Source organism: Cohnella sp. WQ 127256, assembly GCF_024519285.1.
Classification (GTDB): Bacteria; Bacillota; Bacilli; order Paenibacillales; family Paenibacillaceae; genus Cohnella.
The window spans coordinates 165,808-188,432 of the sequence record NZ_JAMZCY010000010.1; the positions used below are offsets into that span (position 1 = coordinate 165,808).

General features: G+C 47.6%; 19 protein-coding genes and 2 riboswitches. All 19 genes read left to right on the plus strand.

What is annotated here, in order from left to right:
* Positions 1-105 precede the first annotated feature (105 nt).
* The 19 genes from M1K58_RS25685 (at position 106) to purF (ending at position 22,445) form a co-directional block, all read left to right on the plus strand.
* A complete protein-coding gene (locus M1K58_RS25685; RefSeq protein WP_256761739.1) occupies positions 106-1,077 on the plus strand; it encodes a sugar-binding transcriptional regulator in 972 nt (323 codons plus the stop codon).
* A gap of 53 nt (positions 1,078-1,130) precedes the next feature.
* Positions 1,131-2,066, plus strand: a complete 936-nt coding sequence (locus M1K58_RS25690) for a sugar ABC transporter substrate-binding protein (protein WP_256761740.1) — start codon at positions 1,131-1,133, stop codon at positions 2,064-2,066.
* A gap of 54 nt (positions 2,067-2,120) precedes the next feature.
* A complete protein-coding gene (locus M1K58_RS25695) occupies positions 2,121-3,638 on the plus strand; it encodes a sugar ABC transporter ATP-binding protein (RefSeq protein ID WP_256761741.1) in 1,518 nt (505 codons plus the stop codon).
* A complete protein-coding gene (locus M1K58_RS25700) occupies positions 3,631-4,590 on the plus strand; it encodes an ABC transporter permease (protein WP_256761742.1) in 960 nt (319 codons plus the stop codon). Before M1K58_RS25695 ends, M1K58_RS25700 begins: the two co-directional genes overlap by 8 nt.
* On the plus strand, positions 4,587-5,402 hold the full coding sequence (gene trpA / locus M1K58_RS25705; RefSeq protein ID WP_256761743.1) for a tryptophan synthase subunit alpha: 816 nt from the start codon (positions 4,587-4,589) through the stop codon (positions 5,400-5,402). The genes M1K58_RS25700 and trpA overlap by 4 nt, the downstream gene beginning before the upstream one ends.
* A gap of 4 nt (positions 5,403-5,406) precedes the next feature.
* Positions 5,407-6,900, plus strand: coding sequence for a xylulokinase (locus tag M1K58_RS25710; protein WP_256761744.1), 1,494 nt, complete (start codon positions 5,407-5,409; stop codon positions 6,898-6,900).
* 123 nt (positions 6,901-7,023) lie between these two features.
* A complete protein-coding gene (gene bcp / locus M1K58_RS25715) occupies positions 7,024-7,488 on the plus strand; it encodes a thioredoxin-dependent thiol peroxidase (RefSeq protein ID WP_256761745.1) in 465 nt (154 codons plus the stop codon).
* A 52-nt stretch (positions 7,489-7,540) separates the two neighbouring features.
* Positions 7,541-8,254: a FadR/GntR family transcriptional regulator gene (locus tag M1K58_RS25720; RefSeq protein WP_256761746.1), complete on the plus strand. Its 714-nt coding sequence runs from the start codon at positions 7,541-7,543 to the stop codon at positions 8,252-8,254.
* Positions 8,255-8,393: 139 nt separating this feature from the next.
* Positions 8,394-9,602 carry an MFS transporter gene (locus tag M1K58_RS25725; RefSeq protein ID WP_256761747.1) on the plus strand — a complete coding sequence of 403 codons (1,209 nt, stop codon included), beginning with the start codon at positions 8,394-8,396 and terminating at the stop codon, positions 9,600-9,602.
* A 249-nt stretch (positions 9,603-9,851) separates the two neighbouring features.
* A complete protein-coding gene (guaA, locus tag M1K58_RS25730; RefSeq protein WP_256761844.1) occupies positions 9,852-11,372 on the plus strand; it encodes a glutamine-hydrolyzing GMP synthase in 1,521 nt (506 codons plus the stop codon).
* 316 nt (positions 11,373-11,688) lie between these two features.
* Positions 11,689-11,789: riboswitch (purine riboswitch) on the plus strand.
* Positions 11,790-11,928: 139 nt separating this feature from the next.
* On the plus strand, positions 11,929-13,275 hold the full coding sequence (locus M1K58_RS25735; protein ID WP_256761748.1) for an NCS2 family permease: 1,347 nt from the start codon (positions 11,929-11,931) through the stop codon (positions 13,273-13,275).
* Positions 13,276-13,561: 286 nt separating this feature from the next.
* A riboswitch (purine riboswitch) is annotated at positions 13,562-13,660 on the plus strand.
* Positions 13,661-13,835: 175 nt separating this feature from the next.
* Positions 13,836-14,324, plus strand: coding sequence for a 5-(carboxyamino)imidazole ribonucleotide mutase (gene purE, locus M1K58_RS25740; protein ID WP_256761749.1), 489 nt, complete (start codon positions 13,836-13,838; stop codon positions 14,322-14,324).
* Positions 14,321-15,481 (plus strand): 5-(carboxyamino)imidazole ribonucleotide synthase, encoded by a 1,161-nt coding sequence (purK, locus tag M1K58_RS25745; protein ID WP_256761750.1) that lies wholly within the window; start codon positions 14,321-14,323, stop codon positions 15,479-15,481. The genes purE and purK overlap by 4 nt, the downstream gene beginning before the upstream one ends.
* 6 nt (positions 15,482-15,487) lie before the next feature.
* Positions 15,488-16,783, plus strand: coding sequence for an adenylosuccinate lyase (gene purB / locus M1K58_RS25750; RefSeq protein WP_256761751.1), 1,296 nt, complete (start codon positions 15,488-15,490; stop codon positions 16,781-16,783).
* 37 nt (positions 16,784-16,820) lie between these two features.
* A complete protein-coding gene (locus tag M1K58_RS25755) occupies positions 16,821-17,702 on the plus strand; it encodes a phosphoribosylaminoimidazolesuccinocarboxamide synthase (protein WP_256761752.1) in 882 nt (293 codons plus the stop codon).
* A 74-nt stretch (positions 17,703-17,776) separates the two neighbouring features.
* The gene (purS, locus tag M1K58_RS25760; RefSeq protein WP_256761753.1) at positions 17,777-18,019 is read left to right on the plus strand and encodes a phosphoribosylformylglycinamidine synthase subunit PurS; all 243 of its coding nucleotides are present in this window, start codon (positions 17,777-17,779) and stop codon (positions 18,017-18,019) included.
* 7 nt (positions 18,020-18,026) lie between these two features.
* Entirely contained in the window at positions 18,027-18,719 is a 693-nt protein-coding gene (purQ, locus tag M1K58_RS25765) for a phosphoribosylformylglycinamidine synthase subunit PurQ (RefSeq protein WP_256761754.1), read from the plus strand.
* Positions 18,697-20,952, plus strand: coding sequence for a phosphoribosylformylglycinamidine synthase subunit PurL (gene purL / locus M1K58_RS25770; protein WP_256761755.1), 2,256 nt, complete (start codon positions 18,697-18,699; stop codon positions 20,950-20,952). The genes purQ and purL overlap by 23 nt, the downstream gene beginning before the upstream one ends.
* A complete protein-coding gene (purF, locus tag M1K58_RS25775) occupies positions 20,949-22,445 on the plus strand; it encodes an amidophosphoribosyltransferase (RefSeq protein ID WP_372339207.1) in 1,497 nt (498 codons plus the stop codon). Before purL ends, purF begins: the two co-directional genes overlap by 4 nt.
* The last annotated feature ends 180 nt before the right edge of the window (positions 22,446-22,625 follow it).

Consider the following 22,625-nt stretch of genomic DNA (forward strand, 5'->3'; position numbering starts at 1 on the left):
TGTTGAGAAATTGTTCTTGAAAACCCTTTCATACCTGTGGTATGATGTCCTCAGAACAAATTTTCCATTATGAACAAATGTTCAGAGGAGGGGGCGCGAAGCATTGTGATAGATGCAAGCCAAGAGAAAAAGAGGCTGCTGGTGAAGGTAAGTTCCTTGTATTATATGGACGGTCTTAATCAGCAAGAGATTTCAGAGCGTCTAGGTATATCACGACCACAAATTAGTAGAATGCTTGCAGTTGCTAAATCAGAAGGTATTGTGCAGATCAGTATTCGCAATCCGTATTCAGAAGAGCAAGTATACGAGAGAGCCATTGCAGAAACATTCGGCATACATGATGTGATTGTCGTGCATGTACCCAATGCAGATCGGAGAATCATTGATCAGCAAGTGGCGCGAGCCGCATCTGCTTTGTTAGAGAGTGCGATTAAAGACCGCGACGTAGTAGGAATTATGGCTGGTCGAACGATTGCTTCTGTTGGAAGAGAGATGCACTCTATTGGGAGGAAGAATGTTCAGTTCGTGCCGATGATCGGTGGGTTTGGCTCAGACGGTGAAGCGTGGCATGCGAATTCGAATGCGAGAGTGTTTGCTGAGCAATTCAAGTCGCGACATTTGCTTTTGAACGCACCAGCCGTTGTAGCTTCCTCCCAAGCGAGAGATACCTTCTTGAACGAATCGGAGATCTCGCAAGTGCTGGAGGCGGCCAAGCGCGTATCGCTGGCACTGATTGGAATCGGTCAAGTGACGGATCAAGCAGCGATAGTCCAGTCTGGCTATTTCACACATCAGGAAATGGTCGATGTTAGCGAGAAGGGTGCTGTAGCAAACGTTTGTACTTCTTTCTTGGATGCGGCGGGAGAACGTATTTCTTACGATGCAGAATCCCGAATGATCGGACTGTCTATTGACGACATCCGTGCGATTCCTAACGTCATAGCTATCGCGAGTGGTGGGGAGAAAATTGAAGCCATTGTATCCGCACTTCGTGGCAAATGTATGGATGTGCTCGTCACAGACTTAGAAACTGCACAGCAATTATTAGAATGGCATCGTTCGCATCCTGCCCGGTAAAACGGGTGGGTGCGGAAAAAATATAGTTGTATCTACTCAGGGGGTCAATTGAAATGAAAAAAGGGATCATGCTTTTGACAGCGCTTTTATTGGTAATTGGTTTAACGGCCTGTGGTGGGAAATCCAAAGAGGACGGCGCTAAAAGCGCTAAAACAATTTCAATCATGACACCTTATCTGTCCTCCGTGACAACGAACGAAATGGTTGAATCATTGAAGAAGCAAGCTTCGGATAAGGGCTGGAAAGCGAATGTAGTCGATACAAAAGGGGATATGGGCCAGCTCGCGAGTCGGATGGAGGACGTGATTTCTTCCAAAACTAACGCGATCGTATTGGTCAGCACGGATCCGAATCAATTAAAGAGTCAAATCCAGCGGGCTAAAGAAAAGAATATCCCGGTTCTGGGTTGTGATTCTGGATATATCGAAGGAATGGTTATGAACGCCACAAGCGATAACAAGGAAATGTCCAAGCTGATTACGGATCATATGTTTCAAACACTTGGAAATGAAGGCAAAATTGTCATTCTGACGCATCGCCCTCATCCAGGTGTATTGGCAAGAACAGTACAATTGGATGAAATGATGAAGGATAAGCCGGGGATCTCCACAGTGACGGAGCAGCAAGTCGAAGTTCCGGGACCGATCGAGAGCGCACGGAAGCAAATGGAAAGCTTGCTACTGTCTAACAAAGCGAAAGGCTCGATATCGGCGGTATGGGCTGGATGGGATGAGGCAGCCATCGGTGCCGCACAAGCGATCGAGGCAGCGGGTAGAAAAGATATTATCGTTACTGGAATCGACGGGAATAGCCAAGCGGTTGATATGATTAAGAAGGATTCTCCACTCGTCGCTACAGTGAAGCAAAATTTCACGGGTATGACGGAGATCGTTGTTAAGCAATTGGACCTCGTATTCCAAGGTAAGCCTGCTGAGGGCACTGAGATGTATGCTCCTGCTAGCTTAATCACGAAAGACAATGCGAAATAAAAGAAAAGCGGCGAAGGTCGCTTTTCTCAATCCATAGGCAAGGAGGGTTATAAAATGACCCTTTTGAAAGTCGAAGGACTGAATAAGTTGTTTGGGCAGCATTATGCGCTTTCTGGCGTAGATTTCGAGCTTGAGCCTGGGGAAGTCCATGCATTAGTAGGAGAGAATGGGGCAGGGAAATCGACTTTCATCAAGATCATAACCGGGGTTTACAGTTTGGATGCCGGAACGATCACTTGGAAAGGTAAGAAGGTCACGATACCGGACCCCGACTCTGCTCGCCAGATCGGCATCAATGTCGTACATCAGGACAGACATCTTATTCCGTCCTTTTCCGGTTACGAGAATTTATTTCTTGGGCTAGCATATCCAAAGAACAAATCCCGGCTTGGTGTGAGTTGGAAAGAAATGCGGCTACGCGCTGATCAACTGAAAGCCGAATATAGCGTTGAATTGGATTTAAGTAAACCGGCCTCGAGGATGTCTCCACCTGAGAAAACAATGCTCGAAATTTTACGTGCGATGATGCTCGAATGCAAGCTGCTCATTCTCGATGAGCCGACGGCTTCGTTGACAGATCAAGAATCGGAGCGGTTGTTCTCTTTGATCGGGAGGTTGACGCAGCAAGGTACGGCGATTCTATACGTGTCGCACCGCATGGATGAAATCTTCCGTTTGTCCGACCGAATTACGGTGTTCCGCAACGGACAACGAGTGGATACGGTTGTAGGTGCAAGCACCACGAAGGAACAATTGATTCGACTCATGAGCAATGCTGAGGTCAAGCAATCTCTACGGCGTTCGGGGAAGAAGCTTACGGGTGAAGCGGTGCTTAAAGTAAATAGCTTGTCCACGAATGATGGTAAGGTAAAGGATACGAGCTTAAATGTTCGCAAGGGAGAAATTGTAGGCATTTTCGGATTAGCGGGTGCTGGGAGAACTGAATTGCTGGAGACAATTTACGGGCTTAGGGAAGCCGCGGGCGGGAGCGTTGAAGTTGGGGGCAAAAAGCTAACCAAACTGTCGCCAAGAGTAGCGCTAGCGAACGGAGTTATCCTCATTCCGGAGGAGCGCAAACGTGATGCTTTAATTATGAATATGTCGATTCGTGAGAATATGACATTGCCGGTGCTAAGAAGGTTCTCCAGTGGTTGGAAGCTTCGTGGTCGAGCGGAGCGTTCCGAAGTGGCTTCCTGGATGCAGGAAATGAACGTAAAGGCAGCAGGACCCGAGCAGGTGGTTGGTCAGCTTAGTGGTGGCAATCAGCAGAAGGTCGTATTTGCCAAGGCATTACTTTCTTCTCCTGTTTTGTTTTTGTGTGATGAGCCAACCCAAGCCGTAGATGTGATGACACGTGAAGAGATTCACCGATTGTTGAAGGCTCAAGCGAACAAAGGGGGCGGAGTGCTATTCGTATCCTCTGACCTGCAAGAAGTGCTGGATATTTCGGATCGTCTCTATGTCCTGCATGACAGCCGCATTGTGGCTGAGCTAGATAACGATGGAGTTACCTCTGAGCAAGTGCTTGGATATTGTTACAGTCATGGAAAAGGAAGTGAACATCATGGTTGAGCGTAGCTCGAGCATCTCTTATATCCGGCTCATTCGAACTTACGGCACGGTCGTTGCCGGATTATTTATCATATTAGCGTTTTCGATTATGAGCCCGGATTCATTCGCATCAATAGATAATGCAATCAATATTAGCCGTCAAATTTCGTTCCTAGTTATCATAGCACTGGGTGCTACGCTCGTTATGTCCGTAGGGGAGTTCGACCTCTCGGTCGGAGCGCTGGCTAGTTTCGGAGGCGTGTTCGCAGCCAAAATGGCAGTTGCTGGTTATCCGATTTGGATTACTTTTCTTGTCCCTATGGTCATTGCCTTTGGTATTGGGTTCATTAATGGCTGGATTATTACACGGTTCCGTGTGCTCTCATTTATTACTACACTTGCGATGGGGACGATACTAGGTGGTTTGAATTTCCGCTTAACAGGTGGAGCGACCGTATTCGAGAGCATTCCAGACGGATTCCGTTATCTAGGGCAGAAAGAATGGTTAGGCATTCCACTGCTATCGTTTATTATGCTAATCGTCACCCTAATATTCTGGTACGTGATGACTCACATGTCCTTCGGTCGCAAGCTATATGCCATCGGTGGCAATGAGGCAGCATCAAGAGTCGCAGGCGTGCGTGTCGCATTAAATAAGAATATGGCCTTTGCTTTATGTGGGATGCTTGCGGCTTTGACAGGCATTCTGATGGCATCTCGGTTAGGTTCCGCACATCCTACTGGCGGAGATGGCTTATTTTTGTCCGCTTACGCGGCTGCTTTCCTAGGTATGACTTCTTTCAAAGAAGGCGTTCCAAATATTTGGGGTACCTTCGTTGGGGCAGCCATTATCGGTGTGCTGGCGAACGGATTAACGATACTTGAAGTGCCTACTTTTATGCAGGACGTGATTACGGGTTGCATCGTTATTGCAGCTGTTCTTATGCAAAAGCTTGGACGTGGTCAAGGATGAAGACGAACTTGTATAGTCCTATGAATGCTGAAGTGTTTCACGATGCCAAGGATAGGGCGGAAGCGTTGCTCATTGGATACTTGGTGGCGGGCGATCCTACGATCGACGAATCGTTTGAGATGATTCAAGCAAGCGCACACGCAGGCATTGACATTATAGAGTTAGGTGTACCTAGTCCGAATCCCTTCGCCGACGGTGAAGTGATCAAGCGTGCCCATAAACGGGCATTGGATGCAGGGGCGGCAGCTTCGGAAGGACTTCTTGCGCTGTGGCGTAAGGTTCGGCAAGAGGTTTCTCGTCCGATATGGGCAATGGGTTATAAAAACGAGCTAATTGACGAAGGGTTGTACCGTCTTTTAATGGAGGAACAACTTATTGACGCTCTCGTACTGCCTGATTGCACATTGGAGGAGCAAATCCGACTGCAGGAGGAGGTAGGAAAGGCTGGAATTGACGTCATAAGATTTATTAATAGTGCAATGGATGACGAGAAAATCCGAAACGTCTGTAATGGGGCCACGATCATATACGCACAATCCTATGCCGGCACGACTGGTGATCCAATGGCTCAGCTTCAGGACCCATCTGTGCTATGTGACCGGATACGACCCCATTTGCCAAAGGGGATGCTTGTCTCGGGGTTCGGACTTAGGTCGCCGGAACGAGTTGGCAAAGCTGTACAAAGTGGTTTTGATGGTGCTGTTGTGGGTTCTGTCCTCGTCAGTCGGTGCGAGAACCGGGAGAAGGATTATTTGTACCGTTTAGTGGCAGAAATGAAACTGGAGACGTTGATCTCCTCTACTGGGGGTTGAACAGGTGAAATATATCGCTTCTTTCGATATCGGCACAACGAACGTCAAAGGGATTCTGGTCAATGAAGATGCAACGATCTTCTTTGAGAAAAACATTTCCTTAAACGTCATTCGTCACGGTAGTTTTGTCGAACAGGAACCCCAGCAATGGTATGACGCTGTCACCCGAATATCCAAAGATTGGTTTAAGGTAGGGATCAAGCCTAAGGATATTGCGTTGTTAACTTTTAGTGGACAGATGCAGGATTGCATTCCAATTGGAGAGGGCGTTCAGCCCCTAAGACCTGCGATCTTGTATGCGGACAATCGTGCCACGGAGCAATCGAAGGTACTGCTCGAAGAGATCGGGGAATCGCACATTCACCAGTTGACTGAAAATCATATGGACGGCACGTTAACGTTTCCCAAAATCTTATGGCTACAGGAGAATGAAGCGGAAGTGTTCCAGAAAACAGTGAACTTTCTGGTCAGTTCCAAGGATTATGCGATTGCACGGTTGACTGGAGTATACGCGACTGATCCGACATCAGCAGCGACAACCGGCTGCATGGACATCCGTTCGCGCTCATGGATCGGCTCATGGCTGGAGCGTTACGGAGTGAAGCGGGAGCAAATGCCGAGCATATTCGGCTCGGATGAAATTGTAGGTTACGTGCACGAGCAGGGAGCAGCGGAATCAGGCTTTGCGGTAGGTACACCCGTCTTGTGTGGAATCGGGGATGCAGGTGCGGCTACGCTCGGAGCAGGTGTTCATGACGAAGATGAAGTATACGCGTATATCGGCACGACTGGCTGGGTGGCCGCTGCCTCATTCGGATTCATTGACGTACGGAGCGGTGCGTTTAATCTATCTTATGTGGATGATGGGCGTCAGATTTCTATTGCACCACTGTCTAACGCGGGGAATGCGCACCAGTGGGCGATGGATACGTTCGGCAATGGGAGTCGTGGTGACTCTCTATCGTATCAGCAGTTCGAACAGGCGTTGCAACGGGTTGAGCGAGGTCAGCATGAAGTCATGTTTTTGCCTTACTTAAATGGTGAGAGATGTCCTGTCCAAGACATGAACGCATCAGGTTGCTTTATCGGTTTGAAGCCAACGACGACCAAGGAAGAGATGGGGACCGCCGTCTTAGAAGGGGTTGCGTTAGCGATGCGTCAAGTGCTGGAGTTGTTAGCTAAGGATGGTTCAAATTTTCGGGTTACCCTCATTGGGGGCGGAGCGAAAAGTAAATCATGGTGCCAAATCATCGCGGATGTATTAGGGTGTGAGCTTGTTGTACCTAAAGATTCGCAATATTTGCCATCCCTGGGTGCTGCGGCGTTAGGATTCCGTCATGTAGGCTGGAGCCAGGATTACTCCTCTTTGTGTCGTACCTTTAAAGGGTTACAGAAGGCGGAAGTATATTCGCCAAATACTTCCCTCAAGGCATACTACGAGAGGCAATACGATAAGTACAAACGCTTTTATTATGCGGTCGCTCCCTTGTTTTCTTAACCATTGCATCTCATACTCTGAGGCTTTTCAGAAATTTATTTCTGAGAATTGCCTCTTTTTTATGTACTTTGTACTCCCTATGATAAACTGGAATGATTGCAAAAGTGCTAAGGAGAGATTTCTTTGTTTAATGTTTACATAGGAAAACCCGTCCCAGATTTTGAGCTTCCCGCCACGAATGGGAAAACCGTACGATTAAGTGAGTATCGGGGCCGCAAGGTCGTCATTTATTTTTATCCGAAGGATATGACTCCGGCGTGCACACAGGAATCATGCGATTTTCGAGATGCGAGTGCGACATTCGGACAGTCTAATGCCATTATCCTAGGTATTAGCACGGATGAGCTCATAAGGCATTACAAGTTCATTGAGAAGTACGAGCTTCCTTTCCTGCTCCTCGCAGATCCAGAGCATCGAGTGTGCGAGTTGTTTGGCGTTTGGCAGGAGAAGAAGTTATATGGAAAAACGTATATGGGCATCGTTCGATCGACTTTTCTCCTCAACGAAGAAGGCATACTCGTTCAAGAGTGGCGCAACCTAAAGGTGAAAGGTCATGTCGACAACGTGAAGCAAGCCCTCCTAAAATAACTATACAGACAATTTGTAGTATGATAATATACTCGAAACAGGAGATGATCAGATGAATTCTAATTCCAAGGTTTCATTCCAAACCCTCAACCGAACGAAGCTCGTTGACGATGTTGTTGTCCAGTTGCAGAAGATCATCTCTAGCGGAGAGCTGCAGTATGGTGACAAAATACCGACTGAGCCCGAGCTCATGGAGCAGTTCGGCGTTGGGCGTTCCACGATTCGTGAAGCCGTCAGGGTACTCGTCCACGCAGGTTTGTTAGAGAAGAAGCAAGGCTTTGGAACCTTTCTCGCTTCGACCTCGGTCATTCAGGAGCCACTCGAGAATAGGCTTAGAAGAGCTGAGATTGTAGAGGTATACGAGGTTCGGAAGATGATGGAGTTGGAAATCTCGAGGCTGGCAGCGGAGCGTCGTGACGAACAGGATCTTGAGCATATGCGTCATTTTCTTGATCAACGATCTGATGCTTTAAGTAAGGGCGATACGAATGGTTATCTCAACGCAGATATCGAATTCCACATTGCCGTAGCGGCAGCTAGCAAAAACCATGTTGTTGCAGACCTCTATCGGACGTTCTCTTCCGTACTGCGGGAAGCTTTATTCAAATTGGCTAAGGATAAGGAGGGGCACGATCCCAATACAGAGTTTCACGAGAAGCTGTTCGAATCCATTAAGGCTAAAGATGTAGCGGCTGCTGAGCTTTGGACGCTCCGAAACTTGGACGGAACTGTGGGACAGCTCAGGGATTGGATGAACATGAATTAAATGAATAAAAATCTCAGATTAGCGTTCTATGTATTCAAACATCAGATGATAAGATGAATTAAAGCGAAAAGTAATCCTAAAGGAAAACCCCTTCATTTTGACATCAAACATCTGATGATATGACGAAAGGATGTGCCCTATGAGCACTAAAGATTCTGTAAGCTTACAAGCAAAAACGGTATACTCCATTTTATTTTCAATCAGTCTCGTTCATTTACTTAACGATTCGATCCAGTCCGTAATCCCGGCGATTTTCCCAATCCTCCAGCAATCGATGCAGCTAAGCTTTGCACAGATCGGATGGATCGCCTTCACCTTGAACGTTACGGCATCTTTGCTACAGCCACTAATTGGGTGGTATACCGACTCCAAGCCTAAACCTTTTTTGCTTCCTGCCGGTGTCGTTTTTTCACTATTAGGTATGGTTGTATTGGCCTTTGCCGATAGCTACTCGTTCGTCATTTTATCGGTCGTCCTCATCGGGCTTGGCTCAGCAGTCCTTCATCCTGAGGCATCTCGCGTTGCTTATATGGCAGCAGGCTCACGTAGAGGACTCGCGCAATCTATTTTCCAAACAGGAGGTAATATCGGTCAGGCATTAGCTCCAATTTTTACGGCACTCATATTCGTTCCCTTTGGGCAATTCGGGATTATTTGGTTTACGATTGCGGCAGCAGCAGCTTTTGTTGTGCAAATCTACGTGGCCAAATGGTACAGAGCCTACATCAGTCGCCAAACTACGGTTAAGAAAACAGCGACTAAGAAAAAGCCTTTGCCTAAGAAAACAATTGTCTACGCCATGACCATTCTCATTTTATTGCTATTTTCCAAGTTTGTTTATGTAGCTAGCATGACAGGGTTTTTCTCGTTCTATCTGATCGATCATCATCACATCACGACGGAATACGCTCAAGTCTTTATTTTCGCATTGTTGGCGGCCGGTGCTGTAGGTACCTTTATGGGGGGGCCTCTTGCTGATCGTTTCGGTCGAAGGAATATGATTTGGTTTTCCATTTTAGGTACCGCACCGTTCTCGTTACTGCTTCCTTATGCGAACCTGTTCTGGTCGGTCATTCTTTGTTTGTTCATCGGATTTATTTTGTTGTCCGGGTTTTCAGTGATCATTGTGTATGCTCAAGAGCTGCTGCCTGGTAAAGTCGGTACGGTATCGGGGCTTTTCTTCGGATTAGCATTTGGTCTCGGAGGGATCGGCTCTGTTGTTCTAGGGATGCTAGCGGATGCGACAAGTATCTCTTTCGTTATTAAGCTGTGTGCGTTCCTGCCGTTAATCGGATTGCTTGCTGTTTTCCTGCCAACAGATCGCAAACTGAACCTAGCTAGATCATAAGCCGAGTCTCTTAGGGGATGATAACGTGATCTACCTGAAACAGAAACCTGACTCGCCTTGACGCTGTCGAATCCGCAAAGCTATAATTACTTCAATTGATTTACCCTGCGGAACGACAAGACCGTCAGCAATGGCGATTTAAGGTTTGCGCTTATTACCCCGCGAAACAGAGGACGCATGCGATATGCAGCGATATTTCGTTTACGCTCAGGAGGCTCGGTTTACCCAGTGACTACTAACCAGCATGAAATGATCGTCGTATTGGATTTCGGTGGCCAATACAACCAACTAATTGCCCGTCGTATACGCGACTTGGGCGTGTACAGTGAACTTCTTCCTTTTAACACAACAGCAGACAAGCTACGTGAGCTCGCGCCAAAAGGGATTGTATTTTCCGGCGGACCTGCAAGCGTGTATGCGGAGGGTGCTCCGACAATTGATCCTGCTATCTACGATTTAGGAATTCCAATTTTCGGTATTTGCTACGGTATGCAGCTAATGACTCATCAGCAGGGCGGTAAAGTAGAGCCAGCGCATAAGCGTGAATACGGCAAATCGGATGTTGATTTCGTTGAAGGCTCCGCCCTTGTGAAAGGACTGGAAACTCGCCAAACGGTATGGATGAGCCATGGAGACCATGTGACTGAGCTGCCTACGGGATTCCGTGTTGATGCGAGCACCGAACATGCTCCGGTTGCGGCAATGAGCGATCCAGATCGCAAATTCTTTGCTGTTCAGTTCCATCCTGAAGTTCGTCACTCTGTCTATGGCAATGAAATGATCCGTAACTTCCTGTTCGGCGTTTGCGATTGCAAAGGCGATTGGACTATGGGATCCTTTATCGAAGATATGGTACAAGACATTCGTAACGAAGTGGGCGACAAGAAAGTATTGTGCGCGCTGTCTGGTGGAGTGGATTCCTCAGTTGTTGCGATCCTGCTACACAAGGCGATTGGTCCTCAACTGACTTGCATGTTCATCGATCATGGCTTGTTGCGTAAGGACGAAGGCGAAAGCGTAATGGAAACATTCGTAGGTAAGTTCGATATGAATGTTGTCAAAATAGATGCTAGCGAGCGATTCCTAGGTAACCTGAAGGGTGTCGAGGATCCGGAGCAAAAACGTAAAATTATCGGAACTGAGTTTATCCGTGTATTCGAGGAAGAGTCTGCGAAATTCGATGACTTCACGTTCTTGGCTCAAGGTACGCTGTACACTGATATCGTTGAGAGCGGAACAGCAACAGCACAAACCATTAAATCTCACCACAATGTCGGCGGCTTGCCGAAGGATATGAAGTTTAAGCTGATCGAACCGCTTAAAACATTGTTCAAGGACGAAGTGCGTAAAGTTGGAGCAGAGTGCGGACTTCCTGAAGCCATCGTTATGCGTCAGCCGTTCCCAGGTCCAGGTCTTGCGATTCGTGTGCTAGGCGAAGTTACGGATGAGAAGCTTAAGATCGTTCGGGAGTCCGATGCGATTCTACGTGATGAGATTGCAAAAGCAGGCCTAGATCGTGAGATCTGGCAGTACTTTACGGCTTTGCCTAACATGAAGAGTGTAGGCGTAATGGGCGATGGACGTACTTACTCGCACACCGTTGGAATTCGTGCAGTGACATCCATCGATGGAATGACTGCGGACTGGGCAAGAATTCCGTTCGACGTTCTCGAGAAAATTTCTAACCGTATCGTCAACGAGGTGGAGAATGTTAACCGCATCGTGTATGACATTACTTCCAAGCCTCCTGCAACAATCGAGTGGGAGTAAGGCGCTAAGCTTAACTCAATAAGCTCGTGCAAAAGCCTGTCGAGGATATTCTCGACAGGCTTTTTTTGTGCATGATTGTGAGTGGAATGCTAGTTGAAGGCTGAGCATATAGATCATCAGAGGAATATGCCAATTTTTGCAAAGTATCTCTGGTTATTAATGCCTATATCCGATTTGTTTTCGCTTACAATGGGAATGAAACGCTCTCATCTAATGAAATGAAGTAAATCACGAACGATTTTTTGAAATAAAGGGGTATAATATTCGTAAATAACCGTTGACAGACAAGGTCTTACGTCCTAGAATATGGATTGGACAAACAACTGAATAATCTTTTCGTATAATCCTGGGAATGGGCCCGGGAGTCTCTACGAGGTCACCGCAAATGATCTGTCTACGGAAAGGGAAGTCATCCTATGGGGGATATGTAGGTCTCCATCTGTATGAATTTTCCCGGTTGTGCGGAACCTAGGGGTGTTATCTTCTGGGTTTTTTGTATGTTTTGGCTTAGTTTTTCCACATTCATTTCAAATCTGAAGGGAGAGTTTATTGAGACATGGAAAGTTTCTTTAAGCTAAAAGAACTGGGAACGAACGTACGCACAGAGATCATGGCGGGAATCACGACCTTCATGACGATGGCCTACATTCTTGTCGTTAACCCAGGCATTTTATCAGGAGCGGGTTTGAGCTTTACATCCGTATTCCTAGCAACAGGACTTGCAGCAGGTATTTTCACGATTGCGATGGGGGTTTTCGTTAACTTTCCAGTTGCACTCGCTCCGGGGATGGGGCTTAACGCCTTTTTCGCCACAACGATCGTAACATCGAAGGCGACAGGACATGAGATTACGCCGGAGATGGGACTTGCAGCCGTATTTATTTCAGGTATTATCTTCTTTATTCTTACGGTTACCAAAATTCGACAAATGCTTATCGTCGCCATTCCTGATGGGTTGAAGCATGCAATTACAGTTGGTATCGGATTTTTCATCGCGATTGTTGGGATGAAGAACACTGGACTGATGCATATCATCACCTTCGAAGATGGTGGCACATTGTTAACAATGGGTTCACTGAAAGAACCTACAGTTTGGCTAACCATTGTCGGTATCGGTATTATTGGTGCTTTCATGGTATTGCGGATTAAAGGAGCTATCCTTCTAGGGATGGTGCTTATTACTTTGATCGGTGCTCTTCCGGGAGTTGACTTGGTTGATTTCGGAACGTTGAACAATGCATCATGGGCTCCTAGCTTTGGTGAGTTGAACTTCTGGCATATGGATTTTGCTGATCTTCTCTCCACTGGGCTGTTGACTGCGATTGCAACATTCACGTTCGTTGAGTTATTTGATACATTTGGTACTCTAGTGGGTACTGCCAACCGTGCTGGCTTCTTCAAGAATAAAGAAGAAGGCACGAAAAAAGTCGGTAAAGCAATGTTTGTTGATGCAGTAGCTGTCAGCGGCGGAGCAATGCTGGGTACGAGCACAGTAACAGCTTACGTAGAAAGCTCTGCAGGGATTGCTGAGGGTGGTCGTTCTGGATTAACATCCGTTACGACAGGCGTAATGTTCTTGCTAGCCCTGTTTTTACTGCCAATTGCTTTGCTTATTCCTTCTCCAGCAACAAGCGCAGCACTTATAATCGTTGGTGTGCTCATGGTACAGTCTGTCAAAGATATTGACTTTACTGACCTTGTCATCGGAATCCCAGCGTTCTTAACAATTGCGGCTATGGCGTTTACTTATAACATTGCTAATGGTATTTCCTTCGGTATCGTCACCTACGTATTGTTAGCTTTCGTAGCTGGCTTTAAGGGAGAAAAGAAACACCAGATTCACTGGCTGATGTGGATTCTATTCTTCATCGTCATCGCACGTTATATATTTGTAGTAGAGTAAGTTACTACCTTCGAGTTTATGAATCGAAAGATTCATGGCATAAATCAACCCCGCTTCACTTCCGAATTGACGGAGGTGGGGCGGGGTTTTAAATGAGTTTAAGCATCGTTTTTTTGAAAAAAAGGTTCGCGGATAATTAGGGATAAAGCCACATTTTCCGTTCTTTATTCCATTCGAGCTAAATCCGAACGTTATTATTAAAAATACTGAAAAGTGTTCGCCTTTGTTTGACATCGGTGGACGTCTGGGGTAAAATTAAAGGCGTTAATTGAACATATTCTTGCCTTCACAGGTGAGTTATCATGCGCGTATAAGTCGGGAATCGGCCCGAACGTCTCTACCCGGAAACCCTAATTTCCGGACTACGTGGCAATCGTCAACGACATCTATATAAAGCGCGAACCGTCACAGGTTCGGGCTTTCTCTTGTCACTGTTGCGAGTTGCTTGTAGAAAGTAGTGGACATAAGGTCGATTGGGGAATACTGACGGTATTCCCATCGATCTTTTTTTGTTTTTTAGGAGTGGAAACTAAAGTTCGCAACTAAGGAAGGGTGGAATCATGTCGTCACTTGTCGGCGTCATTATGGGAAGTACGTCAGATTGGGAAACGATGAAGAAAGCGTGCGAGGTGTTGGAGGAGCTTAACATCCCGTATGAGAAAAAAGTCGTCTCCGCGCATCGGACGCCGGATTTGATGTTTGAATATGCGGAATCTGCTGTTTCACGCGGATTGAAAGTGATCATAGCTGGCGCTGGCGGCGCTGCCCATCTACCGGGCATGGTCGCAGCCAAAACTGTTCTGCCCGTTATCGGAGTGCCTGTTCAGTCAAAGGCCTTGAACGGGCTAGATTCGTTGCTATCGATCGTGCAAATGCCGGGTGGAATTCCCGTTGCCACAGTTGCTATCGGAACTGCGGGAGCAACGAATGCAGGACTACTTGCTGCGCAAATGATCGGTTCGTTCGATCCTGAGGTGCAAGCTCGGGTTGCTGCACGTCGTGAGCGGATTACGCAGGACGTTCTAGATAATGGAGAACTGCCATCATGAGCGGTGAAACACGGACGATCCTTCCGGGCGCAACGATTGGCGTACTAGGCGGTGGGCAATTAGGTCGTATGTTAGCTCATGCTGGAAACCGCTTAGGCTATCGATTCGTCACCCTTGATCCGACTCCTGACTCTCCTTGTGGACAGACTGCTGCTCAAATAGTAGCTTCTTATGATAATCAAGAAGCGGCAAGAGAGCTTGCAAGTCGCTCAGACGTCATCACTTATGAGTTTGAGAATGTAGATGCCGAAGTAGCGGCTATGCTAGCGACAGAATCATACGTGCCACAAGGTAGTACACTGCTGTACACGACGCAACATCGGCTACGCGAGAAACGTGCAGTGGAAGCAGCTGGAGTGCGAGTTGCTCCTTATGCGGAAATCGTAAGCTTGGAAAGCCTCCGCGAGGCGGCAGCATCGTTAGGATTACCGGCCGTGCTAAAGACGGCAACCGGTGGTTATGATGGTAAGGGACAATGGGTATTACGTAAGGACGATGAGTTGGAGCAGGCTTGGAATGAAGCTAGTCAGGCGGGTACACAGCTCGTACTGGAGAAATTCATTGTTTTCGAGAAGGAAATATCCGTGATTGCGGCTCGAAGCCCATCTGGAGAAGTGAGAACCTTCGCTCCAGCAGAAAATATTCATATTCATAATATATTGCACTTATCTATCGTTCCCGCACGTATAGCAGATTCCGTACGATCCGAAGCGGAGAAGCTGGCGGTATCGATTGCTGAGACTCTTGGTGTCGTAGGGCTGATTGCCGTTGAGCTGTTTCTAACCGCTGATGGTCAATTGTACGTTAACGAGCTTGCGCCAAGACCGCACAATTCAGGTCATTATACGATGGAGGCTTGCCGCACATCGCAGTTCGAGCAGCATGTTCGTGCGATCTGTAACTTACCTCTTGGTGATCCGGGGCTTCTGACGCCTGTTGTCATGGCCAACATTCTTGGCGAGCATATGGAGCCGTTATTGGCTTGGATGGCTGGCAAGGATGAGGTCGCAGAGAAGCTAGGAGTAGAGGTTAAGGTTCATCTGTATGGTAAAGCGGAAGCAAAACATAAACGTAAAATGGGACACCTCAACGTGCTAGCCCCGAACGTGGACGCTGCATTAGAATGGATATCCCAATCGAATATATGGAGGGTTTAACTACTCATGTTAGAACGCTATAGTCGTCCCGAGATGCGGGCCATTTGGACAGAAGAGAACAAATTCAAAGCTTGGTTAGAAGTTGAACTATGTGCTTGTGAAGCATGGGCAGAGCTAGGTCACATTCCTCATGAAGACACGGTAGAGCTCCGCAAAAACGCGAAGTTCGACATCGACCGCATTAACGAAATCGAGCTAGAAACACGTCATGATGTTATCGCCTTTACTCGTGCAGTTTCCGAAAGCTTGGGCGCTGAGCGCAAGTGGGTGCATTATGGGCTGACTTCGACGGATGTCGTAGATACGGCAATGGGTTATCTGTTGCTGCAAGCTAACGATATATTGAAGAAGGACATCGAGAACTTCATCGCAATTCTTCGCGATCAAGCGATTAAGTACAAAGATACTCCAATGATGGGACGTACGCATGGCGTTCATGCTGAGCCAACGACTTTCGGATTGAAGCTGGCTTTGTGGCATGAAGAAATGAAACGTAACCTGGAGCGTTTCTTGCGTGCAGCGGATGGCGTTCAATTCGGTAAAATGTCTGGAGCAGTAGGTACTTACGCGAATATCGATCCTGCTGTAGAACAGTTTGTATGCAACAAGCTTGGAATTACGGCTGCCCCAATTTCCACACAAACGTTGCAGCGTGACCGTCATGCCGAGTATATGGCGACATTAGCACTAATCGCGACTTCAATCGACAAGTTCGCGACGGAAATTCGCGGCTTACAGAAGAGTGAATTCCGTGAAGTGGAAGAGCCGTTCGGTAAAGGTCAGAAGGGTTCATCGGCGATGCCGCATAAGCGCAACCCAATCGGCTGTGAGAACATGAGTGGCTTGTCCCGCGTGATTCGCGGACATATGCTAACTGCATATGAGAATGTCCCGCTTTGGCATGAACGCGACATCTCGCACTCCTCTGCGGAAAGAATTATTTTGCCGGATGCGACGATGCTCCTTAACTATATGCTTAATCGTTTCGGTAACATTGTGAAGAACTTGACGGTGTTCCCAGAAAACATGAAGCGTAACATGTCCCGTACTTACAATGTACCTTTCTCCGGTCGCGTGATGACGAAGCTGATCGACAAAGGCTTCAGCCGCGAGCAAGCTTATGATGCTGTTCAACCTCGTGCGATGCAGGCGTGGGAAGAGCAACGTGATTTCCGTGATATCGTTCAGTCGACGGAAGAGTTCACTGCTGTGTTATCTGCTGAAGAAATCGCTGATTGCTTCGATCCAACTTGGCATCTGAAGCATGTGAGCACGATTTTTGATCGATTGGGTTTGAAATAAGAGAGATAAGCGCACTGCCGCTAGGAGGTTTGATGACATGACTACCCAAGCTTTGGCTACGGCCGAAGGGCTCGTAAATGCTCCCCTTATTCACAAGGGGAAGGTTCGAGAGCTGTACGATCTCGGAGAACATTTGTTGATTGTCGTCACGGATCGGATTTCCGCATTTGATTATGTGCTTGACCCACCGGTTCCGGGTAAAGGTAGCGTATTGAATGGCTTGAGTGCTTATTGGTTCGAGCAAACCGCTGCGATCCAGCCCAACCACGTTGTACACACAGATGTAGCGCTTTTAGGTGATATTGTGTCTGAGCCGGACAAGCTTGCTGGTCGCATCATGGTGAGCCGCAAAGCAAAACGGATCGACATCGAATGCGTTGTACGTGGATATATCACGGGAGGCGGATGGCGGCAATATCAAGGTAATGGTCAAGTTAATGGCATTGCATTGCCGGAAGGCTTGCATAAGAACTCGAAGCTTGAGCAACCGATCTTCACTCCTGCGGGCAAAAATGACGTAGGACACGACGAGGACATTCCTTTCGAGGAGATGGCGCGACGTGTCGGTGTTGAGCTAGCTGAGCAGCTGCGCGATCGTAGCTTGAAGCTATACGAGTTCGGTCGAGATTACTGCGCGAAACGCGGAATCATCCTAGCGGATTGTAAGTTTGAATTCGGACTTATCGGCAACGATATTATATTGATTGATGAATTGTTCACTCCAGATTCCTCACGCTTTTGGGCGGAGGAAAATTATAAGCTCGACGTTGAGATCGACAGTATGGATAAGGAGCCGGTACGTGCATACTTAGCGGCTTCGGATTGGGATAAGAACAGTCCTCCACCCTCATTGCCAGCTGCAGTGGTCGAAACGACTACCGCTCGCTATCAGGATATTGCTCGCAGATTGACGGAATAGCGCACACAGTATCAAGTTAATGTTCAACTTAAACAACCTAAACTAATCCATTACCCATATCAGGAGGAACTCTCATGAAAGCAAAGGTTTACGTGACGATTAAGCAGAACGTGCTCGACCCGCAAGGAAATGCGGTGCAAGGTGCGCTCCATACACTTGGATTTAACGAAGTCAGCAAAGTGAGAATTGGAAAGTACCTGGAAGTGGATCTCGATACGAATGACCGTGCACAAGCAGAGGAACAACTCAAAGTAATGTGCGAGAAGCTTCTGGCGAACACAGTTGTCGAAGACTATCGTTTCGAATTGGAGGGCTGAGCCACTCATGAAATTCGCTGTCATTGTTTTCCCAGGCTCTAACTGTGATATTGACTGCTACAAAGCGGTAGAAGATACAGTTGGACAAACTGTCGACTATGTATTCCACACAGCTACTGATCTATCCGAATATGATGCGATTCTTGTTCCAGGTGGATTCTCTTACGGAGATTACCTACGTTGTGGTGCAATTGCTCAATTCGCTCCGGTAATGGCAGAGATTCGTAAGGCTGCTGAAGCAGGCAAGTTCATCTTGGGAATTTGCAACGGGTTCCAAATCCTTACGGAAGCGGGACTTCTCCCGGGTGCACTAATCCGTAATAACTCTCTTAAATTCCGTTGCCATCAGGTAGATCTTGTTGTTGAGAACACGAAATCTGCGTTCACTAACGCATACTCCCAAGGCGACGTTATTAATATCCCTATCGCTCATGGCGAAGGTAGCTACTTTGTAGACGACGAAACACTTGCTAGCTTGAAAGCGAACAATCAGATCGTTTTCCGCTATGCAGGCGAGAACCCGAATGGGTCCGTTGATAACATCGCTGGCGTATGTAATGAAGCGGGTAATGTAGTGGGCATGATGCCACATCCAGAACGAGCAGTAAAAGATATTCTAGGTTCCGCAGACGGTGTGCGGATGTTCACGTCAGTACTAAACGCTTGGAGGGAACGTAATGGCGCAGCAAGTATCCGCTAAGGAACCAACTGTCGAGCAAATCGCAGAACAGAAAATATATAAGCAATTTGGTGTTTCTGAAAAAGAGTATGAACTCATTTGTGGGTTCATGGGACGTCAACCGAACTATACAGAAATCGGCGTATTCAGCGTTATGTGGTCTGAGCACTGTGCATACAAAAGTTCGAAGCCACTCTTGAAACGCTTCCCAATCACAGGACCTCGCGTTCTGATGGGACCGGGCGAAGGCGCGGGAATCGTTGATATCGGCGACAACCAAGCGGTTGTTTTCAAAATTGAATCTCATAATCATCCATCTGCGATCGAGCCATACCAAGGAGCGGCAACAGGTGTCGGCGGAATTATCCGTGATATTTTCTCCATGGGAGCTCGTCCAGTTGCTTTGCTGAACTCCTTACGTTTCGGTCGTCTCGAAAACGAGCGCGTACGTTACTTGTTCGAGCATGTTGTTAGCGGAATCGCTGGTTACGGTAACTGTATCGGAATCCCGACGGTTGCGGGCGAAGTGATGTTCGATGAGGCTTATGAAGGAAACCCACTCGTTAATGCGATGTGCGTAGGCTTAATCGATCATGATAAGATTCAACGCGGCGTTGCCAAAGGGATCGGAAACCCTGTATTTTACGTAGGACCTGCTACTGGACGTGACGGTATACATGGTGCGACATTCTCATCCCAGGATTTGACAGAAGAATCCGAAGCGCAGCGTTCTGCTGTACAAGTCGGTGATCCGTTCATGGAGAAGCTTGTTATGGAAGCGACACTTGAGCTTATTGATTCCGGTATCGTACTTGGAATTCAAGATATGGGTGCTGCTGGTTTAACTTGTTCAAGCGCGGAAATGGCGAGCAAAGCCGGTAACGGTATGGAGCTTTACCTTGATGAGGTTCCACAACGTGAGGAAGGCATGACTGCTTACGAGATGATGTTGTCTGAATCGCAAGAGCGGATGTTGTTCGTTTGTGAGCCGCAACACGAGGAGCAAGCGAAAGGGATTTTTGAGCGTTGGGGTCTTCACTGTGCGAAGGTCGGTAAGGTTTCGGATGATGGTCGCTTAAAATTGTTCCACAAAGGCGAGATTGTGGGTGACATGCCTGTTCATGCACTCGTTGACGATTGCCCGATCTATGACAAGCCCTCACAAATTCCTGAGTATTATTTGAAAAATGCATCTATAGATACAAACGGCTATGAGCAAGTACTTGATCTGAACGCTGCGCTGAAAAAAGTGCTTAGTTCTCCATCGCTTGCGAGCAAAGAGTGGGTTTATAACCAATATGATTACATGGTTCGTACGGAAACGGCTGTTCGTCCAGGTTCGGACGCTGCTGTTGTTACGATTCGTGGAACGCGTAAAGGTCTAGCCATGACTACAGACTGTAATGGCCGTTATGTGTACTTGGACCCTGAAGTGGGCGGTAAAATTGCCGTGGCAGAAGCAGGCCGCAATATCGTATGTTCCGGTGCGGAGCCGCTTGCGATTACGGACAACCTGAACTTCGGTAGCCCGGATAAGCCGGAAGTGTTCTGGCAAATGGAAAAATCGGTAGACGGTATGGCAGAAGCTTGTCGAGTGTTCGAAACTCCGGTTATCGGTGGTAACGTCTCGTTGTACAACGAAAATTCCAAAGGCGCTATCTTCCCAACTCCAGTTGTAGGTATGGTTGGTCTTGTACACGACACGGATCACATCACAACTCAAGAATTCAAAGCAGAAGGCGATGTTATCTTCTTGCTTGGCGATACAAAAGCAGAAATCGGCGGTAGCGAATTCCAATATGCAGTACATGGCGTAACAGAAGGTCGTCCTCCTGAGCTTGATTTGGCTACAGAGAAGAAGCTTCATCAAACGGTTCTTAGCGCGATTCAACAAGGACTTGTTGCTTCGGCGCATGACCTGTCTGAAGGTGGTCTGGCTGCGGCGCTTGCAGAAGCTGGCTTCGGTCGCGGACTTGGCGCTAACGTAACATTCGAAACAAATCTTCGTCCTGATCTTGCATTGTTCAGTGAATCACAATCGCGGATCCTGCTCTCGGCTAAGCCTGAGCTTGCGGATAAGCTAGCTGTTGCGATTACTCTTGCAGGTGTTCCACTTCAACGTCTAGGTACTGTTTCAGGGGATCGCCTGAAAATCGATATTGGTGGTCATGACGCTATTGACGCTTCAATCGCAGAGCTTCGTCAGGGTTGGAAGGAAGCTATTCCAAACCAGATGAACGGTAAGAAAGCATGACTTCAGCGGTAACACATGGGGGGACAGCAGTGAATAAGCTCTGGACCGGAGATTATTACAACGAGGGTAACAGTAGCAAAGACTCGATCTTTGATAAGTTAAAGGAAGAATGCGGCGTATTCGGGGTGTTTGGTCATCCCGATGCGGCCAATCTTTCCTACTATGGTTTGCATGCCTTGCAGCACCGCGGCGAAGAAAGCTGCGGAATTTGTACCTCGGACGAAGGGAAATTCCATTACCACCGGGGTATGGGGCTCGTTAAGGAAGTATTTGACCGTGACCGTCTGGAGTCCTTAGTGGGAAGCCAGGCGATCGGTCATGTGCGTTACTCTACGGCAGGATCAAGCCGTCTAGCGAATGCACAGCCACTCGTGTTCAAATATCGCGGTGGGGATTTGGCCGTGTGCACGAACGGAAACCTGGTGAATGAGCCGGGTATCCGTAAAGAGCTAGAGGATACTGGGTCGATCTTCCAGACAACTAGCGATACCGAAGTGATTGCGCATTTGATCGCTCGTTCACCTAAGGATCTCGTTGAAGCGGTTAAAGATGCTTTTGCTCGTCTAATCGGGGGCTACGCGTTCCTTATTCAAACGCAAGGTCGTTTGATCGCAGCATGTGATCCACATGGTCTTCGTCCACTCGTAATGGGGCGGCTTGGAGAAGCTTATATTTTCGCATCCGAATCCTGTGCCTTGGAAACGATTGGTGCAGTGTATGAACGCGATGTTCAACCAGGCGAATTGCTTGTGTTGGACCAAAACGGTTTGCATGAAGAGCGTTTTGCACCGATGGAAAGACGTGCGGTTTGTGCGATGGAGTACATCTACTTCGCGAGACCGGACAGTGATATTTATGGCGTGAATTTGCATACTTCCCGTAAACGAATGGGCCAACAGCTTGCGCAAGAGGCTTTCATCGATGCGGATATCGTAACGGGTGTACCGGATTCTAGTATTTCAGCAGCAATCGGTTATGCTGAGCAAACAGGTATTCCTTATGAGCTTGGCTTAATTAAAAATAAATATACCGGACGTACTTTCATTCAACCTTCTCAAGAGCTACGCGAAAAAGGTGTGAAAATGAAGCTGTCCGCCGTTCGCAAAGTCGTAGAGGGCAAACGGGTCGTAATGATCGATGATTCGATCGTACGGGGTACAACGTCGCTTCGAATCGTGAACATGCTTCGTGAAGCGGGCGCCCTAGAGGTGCATGTACGAATAACTTCACCTCCATTCATGAATCCTTGTTATTATGGCATCGATACTCCTAATCCAGCAGACCTGATCGCCTCCAGCAAGACAGTGGAGGAAATCCGTCAGGCAATCAACGCCGACTCTCTCTATTTCTTGAGCGATAAGGGCTTGATTGATTCCATTGGCGGTCACGACAACGAATACAACCGTGGCTTGTGCATGGCATGCTTCAACAACGACTACCCAACTCCTGTGGAGTTCGAAGACGCTAAGCTCACTTCTTGTAGCTGTGACTAATGCGGGGAGCTCGGAATAAGCCCGCCTAGCGAGCTTATCCGAGCAAAACCGCTCGACTATAGCACAATGTAACAATCAGCACGACGGGTTTTAACAAACCAATATTGATTAAAGTACCTGTGTGAAACCAGCAGGTACATGCTCTAGTTGAAAATAAAAAATGTTCGGTTCAGAGCGGCG

Bases quoted from the DNA above. Each gene is read 5' to 3' on its own strand.
- M1K58_RS25690 (WP_256761740.1), top strand. From the start codon at position 1,131: ATGAAAAAAGGGATCATGCTTTTGACAGCGCTTTTATTGGTAATTGGT.
- M1K58_RS25695 (WP_256761741.1), top strand. From the start codon at position 2,121: ATGACCCTTTTGAAAGTCGAAGGACTGAATAAGTTGTTTGGGCAGCAT.
- M1K58_RS25700 (WP_256761742.1), top strand. From the start codon at position 3,631: ATGGTTGAGCGTAGCTCGAGCATCTCTTATATCCGGCTCATTCGAACT.
- trpA (WP_256761743.1), top strand. From the start codon at position 4,587: ATGAAGACGAACTTGTATAGTCCTATGAATGCTGAAGTGTTTCACGAT.
- M1K58_RS25720 (WP_256761746.1), top strand. From the start codon at position 7,541: ATGAATTCTAATTCCAAGGTTTCATTCCAAACCCTCAACCGAACGAAG.
- M1K58_RS25725 (WP_256761747.1), top strand. From the start codon at position 8,394: ATGAGCACTAAAGATTCTGTAAGCTTACAAGCAAAAACGGTATACTCC.
- guaA (WP_256761844.1), top strand. From the start codon at position 9,852: ATGATCGTCGTATTGGATTTCGGTGGCCAATACAACCAACTAATTGCC.
- M1K58_RS25735 (WP_256761748.1), top strand. From the start codon at position 11,929: ATGGAAAGTTTCTTTAAGCTAAAAGAACTGGGAACGAACGTACGCACA.
- purE (WP_256761749.1), top strand. From the start codon at position 13,836: ATGTCGTCACTTGTCGGCGTCATTATGGGAAGTACGTCAGATTGGGAA.
- purK (WP_256761750.1), top strand. From the start codon at position 14,321: ATGAGCGGTGAAACACGGACGATCCTTCCGGGCGCAACGATTGGCGTA.
- purB (WP_256761751.1), top strand. From the start codon at position 15,488: ATGTTAGAACGCTATAGTCGTCCCGAGATGCGGGCCATTTGGACAGAA.
- M1K58_RS25755 (WP_256761752.1), top strand. From the start codon at position 16,821: ATGACTACCCAAGCTTTGGCTACGGCCGAAGGGCTCGTAAATGCTCCC.
- purS (WP_256761753.1), top strand. From the start codon at position 17,777: ATGAAAGCAAAGGTTTACGTGACGATTAAGCAGAACGTGCTCGACCCG.
- purQ (WP_256761754.1), top strand. From the start codon at position 18,027: ATGAAATTCGCTGTCATTGTTTTCCCAGGCTCTAACTGTGATATTGAC.
- purL (WP_256761755.1), top strand. From the start codon at position 18,697: ATGGCGCAGCAAGTATCCGCTAAGGAACCAACTGTCGAGCAAATCGCA.
- purF (WP_372339207.1), top strand. From the start codon at position 20,949: ATGACTTCAGCGGTAACACATGGGGGGACAGCAGTGAATAAGCTCTGG.